We start from the raw sequence: 12,786 nt of genomic DNA on the forward strand, positions 1-12,786 counted from the left end.
CTGTTCTGCGCCTGTCATATCCCCTTCGATCCCATGCCCTGTTTTTATCATTCTTGAAAACAGGAGTTTCTTATATGTCACAACCTTCACACGCCGCACCCGGCAAGCGCATCGCTTTCATCCAGGCGGGCTGGCACCGCGACATCGTCGCCCAATGCCGCCTGTCCTTCATCGCTGACATGGCGGTCCTCGGCTTTGCCGAAAACGAGATCGATGTCATCGACGTCGCCGGCGCCTTTGAAATCCCCCTGCATGCGCAAGCGCTGGCCAGGAGCTGCCGGTACGCGGCGATTGCCGCTTCCGCGCTGGTGGTCGACGGCGGCATCTACCGCCATGACTTCGTCGCCGACGCCGTCATTTCCGGCATGATGCAGGTGCAGCTGGCAACGGGCGTGCCCGTGCTGTCGGCCGTGCTGACCCCGCACCACTTCCATGCGGGCCACGAACACCAGGAGTTCTACTTCCAGCATTTCAAGGTCAAGGGCGCGGAACTGGCCACGGCTTGCGCGGCCACCATCCATTCGCTGCAGCGGCTGGCGCAACCGGCCAGTGCGCCGCATGCGGCGCTGGCCGCCTGAGCGGCCGTTTGCCGCGTAGCGGCAATGCCGGGGCCAGCGCATCTGGATGCGCTGGCCTTTTTTACGCCGCCTGCTGCAGCAGCGCTGCCAGCCGCCGCTGCGCTTCCTCCAGGGGGCGGCGGTCGATCCAGGCGTCGATGTCGACGTCGCGGTCGAGGAAACCGTGCTGCAGCTGGAAATCCTTCTGTTGGCGGAACAGGGCCACCTTCTCGTCGGACAGGTCGGGCGCCAGCGTCAAATGAAAACCGTCGCGGTAGGCTTCGGCCACGGCGTCGGCGCCGGCCCGCGTCTCGCCCTGCAGGATGGCCAGCACGTCGGCCTGGTGGTTGCGCGCCCAGTGCGCGGCGCGCAGCGTCTGCGTCAGAAAGCGCACGACCAGCTCGAAGTGCTGCTCCAGCATCGTTTCATGCACGGTGATCGGGCGCGGCGTGCCGTTATTCACGCGGAAGCGGCGGTCGGGCAGGGCGTCGATGTCGATGCCCACTTCCAGCCCCGCCGCGCGTGCCGCCTCGGCCGCCGCCGCGCCTTTCACGTAGACGGCGTCGACTTCGCCGCGCAGCAGCGGGCCTATGCCTTGCCATAGCCCCGCGCCCAGGTTCTGCGCCGCTGGCGCCTCACCTCCCACTTCCACCAGCCGCACGTCGTCGAGCGTCAAGCCGGCCGACGCCAGCACGCCCTTGTAGCCGGCCAGGCTCATGCCGCGCGCGATGCTGCGGCCGCGCCGGTTCTCGCGCAAATCCTCGGCGCGGAAGGCGGGCAGCGCCAGGCGCTTGCCCTGCAGCTGCGCCGGCGTCGCGATGCCGGCGCCGGGGCGCACGAGGATGGCTTGCCATTCGTCTATCCATGTGAGGCCGATCAGGCGCGTGGGCGCCCCTTGCGCGCGCGCGGGCAGGGCCAGCAGGTTGCCGCCTTCGCGCACGAGCGTGGACAGGCCATGGTCGTAATGGTGGCGCGCCAGTTCGCCGCCCACTTCCTGCAGGGTTTTCAGGGCGATGCCGTCGCGGGCGAATTCCTCGTCCAGCCAGCCCAGCTTGTAGGCCAGGCCCGTGGCCGTGGGCACGGGGCAGCGCGTGAACCAGACGGTATCGACGGTATCGGCGCCAGCGGAGGTTGCGGTAGTCATGGGATTCCTTGGTGAGGTGAGGGAAGACCAGGCGCTGCACGAAACATGCCCGCTGCCGGGGCCTGGTCCGCCGGATCGGGCCCGGCCCTGTGCTTGCTGGCTGGCCGACAGCGCCGGCGCCTGGCGCTGCTGCCGCGCCAGCAGCCGCTGTTGCGCCAGCAGCAGCCATCCGCCAATGCCCCCGGTCCCGGTGCTGGCACGCGTCTTGCGAAAGTAGGGACAGGAGCGACCCGTATCCCTAACCCAAACTGAATGGAGCATGACATGACGGACGTGGCACAAGCGGAAGCACAAGCAGAAACCCAGGAGCTGACGGCGGCCGAACTGGCCTTCGTGGAGCAGGTGCGGCGCGATGCGCAGACGGCCTTCGACGGCTTGCGCGAGACGGGCAGCCTGACGGCCAACGGCACGGTGGGCTTCGTCGAGCGCACGCCGGGCGGCGACAAGGTGGTGGTGGTCAACGATCCGGGTCCGTTCCGCCGCGGCCAGCCCCTGAAGGCGGCCGTGCTGGCGCTGGACGGCACGGTGATCGTGGGCGACGCCAACAACGGCGGCGCGCGCTATTTAAAACTGTTCCGCGAGCGGCCCGAGGTCACCTCGATCTCGCACGTGCATTCGCCGTCGCTCGGCGCGTGGGCGCAGACGCACCGCACCCTGCCGATCCGCTACGTGCCCGTGCAGCGCTACCAGCTGATACGCGAAATTCCCATCTATATCGACCGCCGCCAGCCCGAAGTCGATTTCATCCTCGGCGAAATCGCGCGCAACACGCACGCCACGGCCATCCTGGAAGCGAATGGCGGCGCCACCGTGTGGGGCAAGCAGGGCTTGCTGAAGCTGGCCGAATTCATTTTGCTGCTGGAAGAGGGCGCGCAGATCCAGATCGCGGCCGAAGCCATCGGCGGCTCGCGCGACTTCGGTCCCGGCGTGCTGCTGCAGCAGTGGAAGATGAGCAAGCTGATCGACACGGCGCGCGCTCTTTCCCTGCTTCCTGCCACCGACTTGGTATAACTTTCAAGAACAGGTCCGCAATGTCATTGAAATTCTTACGTTTGACCTGGCGCAAGGCAGTCGCCGCCGCTTTGGCGGCCAGCCTGCTGGCGCCGTCGATTGCGGCCGCCGCCGAGCCGCTGCCGGCCGCCGTGCGCATCGCCGTCGTGGCGCGCACGGCGCCATCCGGCAAGACCGTGTTTGCCGGTTCGGCCGCCCAGGTGGCAGCGCAAGGCTGGCTGGCCGCCGAGCTGGGCAAGCTGGGGGTGAAGCTGGAGTGGGTGCCCGTCACCACCAATTCCGTGGCGACGCAAGTCAACGAAGCGTTTGCCAACCGTTCGATCGACCTGGCCCAGTATGGTGACTTGCCGTCGATTATCGCCAATGCCTCGGGCTTGCAGACGCGCCTGATCCTGCCCGGCGGCAGTTTCAGCAATACCTATCTGGTGGTGCCGAACGGTGCCACGGCCCGCTCGATCAAGGACTTGAAGGGCAAGCGGATTGCCCTGCACCGTGGCCGGCCGTGGGAATACCCGTTTGCGCGCCTGCTGGAAGCGAATGGCATGACCTTGCGCGACGTCAAGATCCTCAACCTCAATCCGCAGGCCGGCGCGGCGGCCGTGGCGACGGGCGGCGCCGATGCCTTCTTTACCCTCAGCGACGCCTTCCTGCTGGAAGATAAGAAGGTCGGCAAGATCATCTGGTCCAGCAAGGCGCCGCCGCAGGACTGGAAGATGCGCGCCGAACTGTGGGCAGACAGCGGCTTCCTGAAAAGCTATCCGCAGCTGGCCCAGCTGGTGGTGACGGCCTATGTGCGCGAGCACCACCGGGCCGCCGGCGCCGGCGGCGAAGACGAATACGTGCGCATCGAGGCCGCGTCCGGCCAGGTGGAAAGCGTGGTGCGGCGCGAACTGGCGGGCGACCACACGCCGTGGCAGGCGCGCTGGTCGCCCTTGTTTACGGCCGGCCTGCGCCAGCATTACCTGGGCGAGGCGGCGTATGCGAAGAGCGCGGGGCTGATCGCGCGCCCGCTGCAAGTCGATAGCCTGTTCGCGCCGCAGTTCGTCAACCAGGCGCTGGCGCAGTTGAAATTGCAAACTTACTGGACGCCATGACTTCCATCGTCAACGCCATCCCCTTGCCACGCGCCAGGCCGGCGCCGCCAGCGCAGGCCGCGGCGGCGCGCACGCCGTGGCTGCGGCGCTTCGTGCGCTCGCGCTGGTCCGTGTGGGCCTCGCCGCTGGCCTTGCTCTTGCTATGGAGCATAGCCACCAGCTATGAATGGATGCCCGCGCACATTTTGATGTCGCCCTGGCAAGTGCTGCTGACGGCCCGCGACCTGGCCGAGAGCGGCGAACTGGGCCAGCACCTGGGCATCAGCCTGTTCCGCCTGCTGGCCGGCTTCGGCCTGGGCGCCAGCGTCGGCCTGGCCTTCGGCGTCGTGCTGGGCCTGTCGCCGGGCTTGCGCAGCTATGTCGATCCCACCTTCAATGTCTTGCGCCAGCTGCCGACGGTGGCCCTGATTCCCCTGTTTATCCTGCTGTTCGGCATAGGCGAGAGCTTCAAGGTGTTTATCGTGGCCAAGGCCAGCTTCTTCATCGTGGCGCTGGCCGTGCATGACGCCATCCGCAACCTATCGCTGCGCTACTTCGAGGTGGCGCAAGTGTATTGCTTTTCGCGCTGGCAGCGCATCCGCCTGATCGTCTTGCCGGCCATCGTGCCGGCCGCGCTGACGGGCATGCGCATCGCGCTGTCGCGTTCGTGGATGGTGCTGGTGGGGGCGGAATTGCTGGCCGCCGACAGCGGCCTGGGCCAGATGATGGAAATGGGCCGGCAAATGTTCCGCCTCGACGTGGTGATGGTGGGCGTGGTGCTGACGGGCGTGATCGGCTTCGGGCTGGATCGTGCTTGCCATGCGCTGGAAGCACGGCTGATGCGCTGGCAGCGCGGCGCCAAGGGAGAGTCGGCATGAGACAACGCCTGATCCGTATCATCAAGGGCGCGCTGTTGCCGCTGTTCTTGCTGGGCGCCTGGCAATGGGCATCCGGCCAGGGCGCGGCCGCCGCCTATATCTTCGTCTCGCTGGGCGACCTGGCGCACAGCCTGCGCGACCTGCTCGTGACGGGCGAGCTATGGGTGCATTTGCGCGCCAGCCTGGGCCGCACCCTGGCCGGCCTGCTGCTGGGCGGCAGCGCCGGCATCGCCACGGGCGCGCTGATGGCGCAGTCGCCGCTGGCGGACCGGCTGATCGGCCCGCTGTTCCACAGTATCCGGCAAGTTCCTCTGCTGGGCCTGATCCCTTTGCTGGGCCTGTGGGTGGGCAATGGCGACGGCGCCAAGCTGCTGGTGATCGTCATCGCCGCCTTCTATCCGACCGTGCTCAACACGTATGCGGGCATGCGCCAGGTGGAAGGACGCTTGCGCGAAGTGGGGCAGGTGCTGACCCTGACGCGCTGGCAGACCCTGCGCCGCATCTTGCTGCCGGGCGCCATGCCGGCCATCGTCACCGGTGTCACGCATGCGCTGGCGTTCGCCTGGCTGGCCTGCCTGGGCGGCGAACTGCTGTTTGCGGCCGGCCCCGGCATGGGTTCGCTGCTGCTCAACGGCGAAGTGTCGGGCCGCATGGACGTCGTCCTGCTGGCCGTGCTCGTGATCGCGCTGCTGGCGCAAACGATGAACGTGGCGTTTGCGCGCCTGGCGCGCCTGCTGGTGAAGGGGCGCAGCAGTGAGTGAATCCCTGCCATTCCAGCCGGACGCGGCCATCATCGCCCGCGACGGCGAGCTGCGCGCCTTCCTGCTGCGTTTTATCGGCCTGACCCTGCTGTCCGGCGTGACCATCGGCATGAACAAGGTGCTGGCCACCCTGCTGGGACTGCATCTGCACGTGAGCAATTTCCAGCTGGCCATGATCAGCAGCGCGGAAACCCTGGCCATGGCGCTGGGCACGATACCGGCCGGCTACATCCTGTCGCGCGGCAACCCCAGGCACCTGTACGCCGGCGTCAGCCTGAGCCTGGCGCTGGCCTTTTGCGTGCTGCCGTGGTTGCCGGGCTGGCAATGGGTGGCCTTGCTGATGTTCCTCGTCGGCCTGTGCATCTCGCTGCGCATCGTGGCCATGAGCACCGTGTTTCTCGTGCGCCTGCCGGAACTGGGGCAGGGCAAGGCGGGCTGGTACAAGGGGACCTTGATCCTCGGCATGCAATTCCTCGGGCCCCTGTGCGGCAATTACCTGATCGCGCAGCTGGGCCTGAAGGCGGGATTCTTGATCTCGGCCCTGATGTTCGCCATCCTGGCCGTGCTGGGCTGGCACGTATTGCCCAACAATACGTTGCCAGGCAACACGGCACCCCGCAGGCAGGCCGGCCAGGCGCCGTTGCCGGGCGCGGCCAGCCTGCGCCAGCTGTTGCGCCTGCCCATCGTGCGCAGCACGTATCTGTTTGAAATCCTCGCCAGCTTCACGGCGTCCAGCGTGGGCGTGTTTTCCATCCTGCTGGCCATCCGCGTGCTGCACTGGCCCGCGCACCACTCCGTCTGGCTGATGGCCGTGCAGGGACTCAGCTGCGTGCTCGTGCTGCTGTTCCTGGGACGCTTCGTGCTGGCCAGCCGCCACCGCGAGCAATTGTACGGCGGCGCGCACCTGGCCATCATGGCCGCCTTGCTGATCCTCGGCCTGTGGCCCGGCAGCATCGCCTACCTGGGCGCTTCCGTGCTGCTGGGACTGGGGCTGGGCGTGAATAACCTCGTCAACACGGACAATATCGCGCGCGCGCCCGTCGACAAGGCCCGCGTCTCGGCGCATTTGACCCTGTTCGGCATGGTGGGCGGCACGGCCGGCGCGCTGGCGGCAGGCCGCCTGGCCGACCTGGCGGGGCTGCGCAATGTGTTCCTGATCTGGCTGGCGCCCTGGCTGGCCGCCTGGCTCGTGTTCCACGGCAGCCGCTGGCTGCGCCGCGCGTCGCCCGCCGCTGTTTCTTCCCTAGCCCCTACTGCAGAGAGTGCGCCATGAATGATCTCGTTTCCCCATCGACCCTGCTGCCGCGGCGGTCACACCTGAGCGGCGGCTTGCAGGTGCAGCACGTGAGCAAGTCGTTTTCGCTGAAAGGCGCGCCGCTGCTGGTGCTCGACGATATTTCCCTGACGATTGCACCCGGTGAATTCGTCGCCATCGTGGGGGCGTCCGGTTGCGGAAAATCAACCCTGCTGCGGCTGCTGGCGGGCCTCGACACGGACTACACGGGCTTGCTGCTGCACGATGGCGTGCCGATCCGTGGCACGGATCTGCACCGGGGCCTCGTGTTCCAGGACCACCGCCTGTTTCCCTGGCTGACGGTGCAGCAGAACGTGGCCGTGGCTTTCAGCAATACCAAGGTGCCGCTGGCCGAGCGCGACGCGCGCGTGGCGGCGGAAATCACGCGCGTGGGCCTCGACGGCTATGCGGATGCGTATCCGCATCAATTGTCGGGCGGCATGTCGCAGCGGGCCGCCATCGCCCGCGCCCTCGTCGGCCGGCCCGACGTGCTGCTGCTCGACGAGCCGCTCGGTGCGCTCGATGCGCTGACCCGCTTGCGCCTGCAGCAGGAGCTGCGCCGCCTGTGGCAGGACGAAGGCATCACCATGGTGATGGTCACGCATGACATCGACGAAGCCGTGTACCTGGCCGACCGCATCGTCGTGCTCGATGCGCGCCCGGGCAAGGTGCGCCGCGTGCAGGACGTGCCGCTGGCCCACCCGCGCCAGCGGGGATCTCCGGGCTTTGTCGCCATCCGCGATGGCTTGCATGCGGATTTCAGCGATCTCGACGATAGCCACGTGCCGCTGGCGACAGCGGAAGTCCATCCCAGCAGCTTGTGGGACGGCAATGAATGGGCGCGCAGGATGGCGCTGTAGTTTCCCTTTGATCGACACACCCACCCGGAGATACCCGATGAGCAATGACACACTCGACACCCTGTGGTACACGCGCTGCCCCGTCCCGACGGGCCTGGGCATCGCCTTGCAGCAGGGCTGGCTGGAAGAAGCCCTGCGCGCCGACGGCACCAGCTTGCGTTCGCTGCGCGAGTCCGAGCAGGAAGCCGTGCGCGAATCGCATTTCGACCATACCCTGCAAAATTCCGTGCGCCACGGCGGCAATATCCCGGCCCTGTGGGCCAGGGCGGCGGGACGCGCGACGCGCGTCATCGGCCTGTCGTGGTCGGACGAGACGCAGCTGATCCTGGCCTTGCCCGACAGCGGCATCAAAACCGTGCGCGACTTGAAGGGGCGGCGTTTCGGCCTGCCCCTGTGGGCGAAAGCGCAGATCGACTTTGCGCGCGCGCAAGCCTTGCGCGGGCTGGAAAACGCGCTGAGCCTCGAAGGGCTGGCTGTTGCCGACGTGGAGCTGGTCGACTATGTGGTCAACACGGGCCAGAGCGAAGCGCCGCCCGAGCGGGGCGCGGCAACGAATCTGTTCAGCGGCGCGCGGCGCGGCGGGCAAAGCCCGGAACTGCTGGGGCTGCTGCGGGGCGAGGTGGACGCCATCTTCCTGAAAGGCGCCTCGGCCGCGCAGCTGGCGCAGCAGTTCGGCTTGCACACGGTGATCGATACGGGCAGCCATCCGGAACCCTTGATCCGCGCCAACAACGGCACGCCGCGCACCCTGAGCGTCGATGCGCACCTGCTCGACAACCATTTTCCTTCCGCCGTGACCCTGGTCGACCAGGTGCTGCGGGCCGAAGCGTGGGCGCGCGGCCATGCGGACGAGACGCGGCGTTTCCTCGCGCGCGAATCGAATGCCAGCGAGCATTGGGTGCAAGTGGCTTATGGCAAGGATGCGCATCTGCGCCTGGATACGGATCTGGCGGAAACGTCGATCGCCGGCTTGCAGGATTTCAGCGATTTCCTGTTCCGCTGGAATTTCCTGCCCAGCAAAGTCGATGTGCGCGCGTGGATCGACCCCCGTCCTTTCGAAGCGGCGCTGGCGCAGACGCGCCGGGCTGCCTGAGCGGGACGAACGTCAACGGTGGCCATGTTCGATGAAGAGGAGAATGCGATGCGGCGACGTACGGTGATGGGCGGGCTGGCGCTGCTGCCCCTGGCGGGACAGGCAGTGTCGGCGGCGAAAGCGGCGGGGGCGCCGCCGGCGGCCCTGCGCATCGCCTCGACGGGCTTTGCGGAAAACGGCAGGGCGGAGCTGGGCGGCATCGCTTACCGGGTACAGCAGGAAGGCTGGCTGGCGCGCGAACTCAAGCTGCGGGGCGTGCGGCTGGAATGGCTGCCCGTCACCGGCGATACGGGCGCCACCATGAACGAAGCGTTCGCCAGCGGGCGCATCGACATGGCCGCGTATGGCGACTTGCCCTCCGTCATACTCAACGCGGGCGGCGTGCGCACGCAGGTGATCGTGCCGGCAGGGCGGGGCACGGACCAGTTCCTGCTGGTGCCCACGAGCTCACGCGCCACGTCGCTGGCCGAGCTGAAAGGCAAGCGCATCAGCGTGCACCGGGGCCGGCCGTGGGAGCTGGGCCTGCGCCAGCTGATCGCCGACCAGCGCATGTCGCCCACGGATTTCCGCCTGATTAATATGGACCTCAAGCCGGGCACGGCCGCCCTGGCCACGGGCGCCGTCGATGCCTTGTTCATGATCAATGGCTACCCGCTGGAAGACAAGGGCATCGGCCGCATCATCTGGTCCAGCAAGGGTTTGCCAGAGAGAAAAATGCGCGCGGAACTGTGGGCGCGGCGCGACTTTACGCAAGCCCACCCCGACATCGCCGAACTGGTGGCCACGGCCTGGCTGCGGGCCCAACACTGGGCGGCGCTCGACGGCAACCGCGAAGCGGTCATCAAGGATGGCACGCGCAACGGCACGCCCGACAGCGTGGTGCGGCGCAGCTACGACGATCCTGGCTTGCAGTGGAAGGAGCGCTGGTCGCCGCTGTACGACGATGCCGTGTACCGCCATTACCGCAGGGTACTGGCGTTTGCGCAGGAACAAAAGCTGATCCGCCAGCCATTGACGGCGGAAGAATTGCTGGAGCCGCGCTTCGTCGCGGCCGGCCTGAAAAAACTGGGCCTGGCCCATTACTGGGAGCCGGCCAAGGTGTAGTCTGGCTAGAGGGACGCGTGGATCAATGGGGCAGGCACACGCGTCCTGCCGGTTTAACCTCCGTATCGCCCGCATGCGCGCGCAGTTGCAGCAGCATCAGGGCCACGCCCAGCATCAGCGCGGCCGCGCAGAGTTTCTTGTGCATTGTCTTTCCCGTTTTCACTATCTTTTATGGAGGTTGGCAACAATATTATTGCCGAAATTCAGCGTGCGAACCGAGTAGTTGCTAAGCGTGCTCTACAATTATGCATCTTGCGCATCCGCGCCATCTGAATTCTATGCATAGTATGTGAAGGGAATGACAAGCCTGTGACTTCCAAGCCGATCAAGATCGCCGCCACCGTCGTCGTGGCCCTCGCCGCTGGTGCCGGCATCTACACGTTGACCCGTCCGGCCGCCACCGCCACGCCAGACGCTCCCGCCGGCGCGCCCGGCAACTCGGCCGCCGCGCCGCAATCGGCCGCCGATACGGCCGCCATGGCGGCCCAGTTCCGCGACTTGCTGGCCAATTTCCGCAAGATTATCGTGCTGCTGGCCGACGAGCAAAGCTTGCCGGAAGGCGCGCGCGACGAGGCGAGAAAAGTGGGACAGGCGCTGTTCCATGAAAACCAGGAACGCATCGCCAAGCTCGATCTTGCGCTGGATCAATTGACGGCACCCACCAATCCGGGCCGCTTCGAGGCGCTCGACAGTTTATTGACGTATATCGAATCCGATCCCGGCCTGTACGATGCGGACCGCCTGGCTTTCCGCGAGCTGCTGCAAAGCATGCTGGCCGACGTCGCCAAGGATTCCTCCTTGCCGGCCATCAAGCTACACAAGCGCATTTCCGAAGACCTCGACGCGCTGGGCGAGATCGAGCGCAATTACGAGAAGGAAATCCGGCAAATCTTCGGCAACCTGGGCCAGCGCGCCATCGAACTCAAGCGCGAGCGGTGGGACGACTACGTGGCGCAGCTGAAAAAGCTCTACAGCCGCGAACAGATCCTCAAGGAGAACGGCATCGTCGTGCCGTATGCAGCACCGCCGGCTGGCTCCGTGCCCGAAGCCAAGCCGGCGCCGAAGAAGGACGAGGCGGAAATTTTCGGCCTGGGCTTGCCGAAGAAGACCATCGTGCTGACCTTCGACGATGGCCCGCACCGCCGCTACACGGAAGAAATCAGCGCCATCCTGAAGCAGTATGGCGTGCCGGCCGTGTTCTTCAACGTGGGGCGCAACCTGGGCTCGCTCGACGCGGAAGGTCATGCCAAGCTGAACGCGGGCGCGGAAGTGAGCCGCAAGCTGATGAAAGAGGGCTATGCCGTGGGCAACCACAGTTTCAGCCACGCCCAGCTGTCGAAACAGACGGGCGAGAAGCTGAAAGGCGAAATCCTCGGCACCGACACCCTGTTGAAGGCCATCAGCCCCGAGCGGGCCGCGCTGTTCCGCTTTCCTTACGGCGCGCGCAACAGCGAAGGCATGGCTGCGCTGGCCGACGCCCACCTGAAATCCGTGATGTGGAATATCGATTCGCTGGACTGGGCCGACCCCGTGCCCAGTTCGATCACCAACCGCGTGCTGGCGTCCGTCGACAAGGCGGGGCGCGGCATCGTCCTGTTCCACGACATCCACGAACGCACGGTGAAAGCCTTGCCGGCCGTGCTCGACAAGCTGATCGCCGAAGGCTATCAATTCGCGGGCTGGGATGGCACCAGCTTCCAGGTGGCCAAAAGCACGGCGCCGGCGCCGGAAAAAGTGCCCGTGACCACGGGCTATGCCAATTCCTGGGCCGTGGTGATCGGCATCGACGATTACGCGAAATGGCCGAAATTGCAGTATGCGGTGCGCGATGCGCAAGGCATACGCGAAACCCTGATCGAGAAATTCGCGTTTGCGCCCGAGCGCGTCGTGACCCTGAAAAACGGCGAAGCGACGCGCAACAACATCCTGGCCGCCTTTCACGACAAGCTGGCTCATGGCGGCGTGCAAAAGAACGACCGCATCTTTGTCTTCTTCGCCGGCCACGGCGCCACGCGCAAGCTCAGTTCGGGACGCGACCTCGGCTACATCGTGCCCGTCGATTCCGACCCGGCGCAGTTCGCCACGGATGCGATCCCGATGACGGAAATCCAGAATATCGCGGAAAGCCTGACGGCCAAGCACGCTTTCTTCGTCATGGACGCCTGTTACAGCGGCCTGGGCCTGACCCGCGGCGCCGGGTCCAGTTCCTTCCTGCGCGACAACGCCAAGCGCATCGGCCGGCAAATGCTGACGGCCGGCGGCGGCGACCAGCTGGTGGCCGACGGCGGACCGAACGGTCATTCCGTGTTTACGTGGACCCTGCTGCAGGGCCTGGCGGGCAAGGGTGACCTCAACGGTGACGGCCTGATCACGGCGACGGAACTGGCGGCCTACGTGGCGCCGGCCGTCTCCAGCGTGTCGAACCAGACGCCCGCGTTTGGCAGCCTGCCCGGCTCGGAAGGGGGCGATTTCGTCTTCGAATTGCCGGGCGAGACGGAATTCCTCAGCCCGAACACGGCGCAGCTGTCGACGGAAGCCATCGCCCTGAATAGCAAGCTCGACGCCAAGCCGCAGGCGGCCAGCGTGACGGTGAAGGACTTGCAGGGCGGCGAACAGAAGATCGTCACGCCGGGCGCCGTGCCGACCTCCACGCGCCAGCTGGCGCAGCGGGCCAACGACCGCGGCTTGCAGCTGTACAAGGAAAAGCAGTATGCGCAGGCGGAAGCGCAATTTACGGAAGCGCTGAAATTGCGTCCCGACTTCGCACTGGCGGCCAACAACCTGGGCTTTGTCTTCTACAAGCAGGAAAAATACCGCGAAGCGGCCCGCTGGTTTGAAAACACGGTGCGGATGGACCCGTCGCGCGCCATCGCCTACCTGAACCTGGGCGACGCCTATGCCAAGGCCGGCGATGCCGCCAAGGCGAAAGCCGCGTACAAGACTTATCTGGAACTGGCGCCGACGGCCGCCACGGCCCCGGCCGTGCGGCAAAAGATGGAGAAGCTGTAAGC

At 66.4% G+C, this 12,786-nt stretch carries 12 protein-coding genes; 10 read left to right on the top strand and 2 right to left on the bottom strand.

Annotated elements, in window-relative coordinates; all coding sequences use genetic code 11:
- Positions 1-74: 74 nt before the first annotated feature.
- On the top strand, positions 75-578 hold the full coding sequence (locus tag AC1RDJ_RS06275) for a 6,7-dimethyl-8-ribityllumazine synthase (RefSeq protein ID WP_493026955.1): 504 nt from the start codon (positions 75-77) through the stop codon (positions 576-578).
- Positions 579-639: 61 nt separating this feature from the next.
- Here the strand turns inward: AC1RDJ_RS06275 and AC1RDJ_RS06280 are convergent, their stop codons facing one another.
- A complete protein-coding gene (locus tag AC1RDJ_RS06280) occupies positions 640-1,701 on the bottom strand; it encodes an ABC transporter substrate-binding protein (RefSeq protein ID WP_493026956.1) in 1,062 nt (353 codons plus the stop codon).
- A 264-nt stretch (positions 1,702-1,965) separates the two neighbouring features.
- Between AC1RDJ_RS06280 and AC1RDJ_RS06285 the strand changes: the two genes are divergently transcribed.
- Genes AC1RDJ_RS06285 through AC1RDJ_RS06320 form a run of 8 tightly spaced genes read left to right on the top strand, consistent with a single transcriptional unit; the run spans position 1,966 to position 9,775 of the window.
- Positions 1,966-2,712 carry a class II aldolase/adducin family protein gene (locus tag AC1RDJ_RS06285; protein WP_289886510.1) on the top strand — a complete coding sequence of 249 codons (747 nt, stop codon included), beginning with the start codon at positions 1,966-1,968 and terminating at the stop codon, positions 2,710-2,712.
- 20 nt (positions 2,713-2,732) lie between these two features.
- Complete coding sequence (locus AC1RDJ_RS06290) at positions 2,733-3,806, top strand: PhnD/SsuA/transferrin family substrate-binding protein (RefSeq protein ID WP_493026957.1); 1,074 nt, start codon at positions 2,733-2,735, stop codon at positions 3,804-3,806.
- On the top strand, positions 3,803-4,663 hold the full coding sequence (locus AC1RDJ_RS06295) for an ABC transporter permease (protein ID WP_083411767.1): 861 nt from the start codon (positions 3,803-3,805) through the stop codon (positions 4,661-4,663). The genes AC1RDJ_RS06290 and AC1RDJ_RS06295 overlap by 4 nt, the downstream gene beginning before the upstream one ends.
- Positions 4,660-5,424, top strand: coding sequence for an ABC transporter permease (locus AC1RDJ_RS06300; protein WP_493026958.1), 765 nt, complete (start codon positions 4,660-4,662; stop codon positions 5,422-5,424). The genes AC1RDJ_RS06295 and AC1RDJ_RS06300 overlap by 4 nt, the downstream gene beginning before the upstream one ends.
- A complete protein-coding gene (locus AC1RDJ_RS06305; protein WP_071323434.1) occupies positions 5,417-6,697 on the top strand; it encodes an MFS transporter in 1,281 nt (426 codons plus the stop codon). The genes AC1RDJ_RS06300 and AC1RDJ_RS06305 overlap by 8 nt, the downstream gene beginning before the upstream one ends.
- A complete protein-coding gene (locus AC1RDJ_RS06310) occupies positions 6,694-7,578 on the top strand; it encodes an ABC transporter ATP-binding protein (protein ID WP_493026960.1) in 885 nt (294 codons plus the stop codon). The genes AC1RDJ_RS06305 and AC1RDJ_RS06310 overlap by 4 nt, the downstream gene beginning before the upstream one ends.
- A gap of 37 nt (positions 7,579-7,615) precedes the next feature.
- Positions 7,616-8,671, top strand: a complete 1,056-nt coding sequence (locus AC1RDJ_RS06315) for an ABC transporter substrate-binding protein (RefSeq protein WP_493026961.1) — start codon at positions 7,616-7,618, stop codon at positions 8,669-8,671.
- A gap of 48 nt (positions 8,672-8,719) precedes the next feature.
- Entirely contained in the window at positions 8,720-9,775 is a 1,056-nt protein-coding gene (locus AC1RDJ_RS06320) for an ABC transporter substrate-binding protein (RefSeq protein WP_156894785.1), read from the top strand.
- A gap of 22 nt (positions 9,776-9,797) precedes the next feature.
- On the opposite strand, the gene AC1RDJ_RS06325 is transcribed toward AC1RDJ_RS06320, so the two are convergent.
- Positions 9,798-9,920, bottom strand: a complete 123-nt coding sequence (locus AC1RDJ_RS06325; protein WP_257786883.1) for a hypothetical protein — start codon at positions 9,918-9,920, stop codon at positions 9,798-9,800.
- A 164-nt stretch (positions 9,921-10,084) separates the two neighbouring features.
- Here AC1RDJ_RS06325 and AC1RDJ_RS06330 point away from each other — a divergent pair, with 164 nt between their 5' ends.
- Complete coding sequence (locus AC1RDJ_RS06330; RefSeq protein WP_493026963.1) at positions 10,085-12,784, top strand: polysaccharide deacetylase family protein; 2,700 nt, start codon at positions 10,085-10,087, stop codon at positions 12,782-12,784.
- Positions 12,785-12,786: the final 2 nt, after the last annotated feature.

This window comes from Janthinobacterium sp. GW822-FHT07H10, from assembly GCF_058798675.1.

What these genes read in the sequence shown, in the direction of transcription:
- AC1RDJ_RS06275 (WP_493026955.1), top strand. Translation starts at nt 75, where the DNA reads ATGTCACAACCTTCACACGCCGCACCCGGCAAGCGCATCGCTTTCATC.
- AC1RDJ_RS06280 (WP_493026956.1), bottom strand. Translation starts at nt 1,701, where the DNA reads ATGACTACCGCAACCTCCGCTGGCGCCGATACCGTCGATACCGTCTGG.
- AC1RDJ_RS06285 (WP_289886510.1), top strand. Translation starts at nt 1,966, where the DNA reads ATGACGGACGTGGCACAAGCGGAAGCACAAGCAGAAACCCAGGAGCTG.
- AC1RDJ_RS06290 (WP_493026957.1), top strand. Translation starts at nt 2,733, where the DNA reads ATGTCATTGAAATTCTTACGTTTGACCTGGCGCAAGGCAGTCGCCGCC.
- AC1RDJ_RS06295 (WP_083411767.1), top strand. Translation starts at nt 3,803, where the DNA reads ATGACTTCCATCGTCAACGCCATCCCCTTGCCACGCGCCAGGCCGGCG.
- AC1RDJ_RS06300 (WP_493026958.1), top strand. Translation starts at nt 4,660, where the DNA reads ATGAGACAACGCCTGATCCGTATCATCAAGGGCGCGCTGTTGCCGCTG.
- AC1RDJ_RS06310 (WP_493026960.1), top strand. Translation starts at nt 6,694, where the DNA reads ATGAATGATCTCGTTTCCCCATCGACCCTGCTGCCGCGGCGGTCACAC.
- AC1RDJ_RS06315 (WP_493026961.1), top strand. Translation starts at nt 7,616, where the DNA reads ATGAGCAATGACACACTCGACACCCTGTGGTACACGCGCTGCCCCGTC.
- AC1RDJ_RS06320 (WP_156894785.1), top strand. Translation starts at nt 8,720, where the DNA reads ATGCGGCGACGTACGGTGATGGGCGGGCTGGCGCTGCTGCCCCTGGCG.
- AC1RDJ_RS06325 (WP_257786883.1), bottom strand. Translation starts at nt 9,920, where the DNA reads ATGCACAAGAAACTCTGCGCGGCCGCGCTGATGCTGGGCGTGGCCCTG.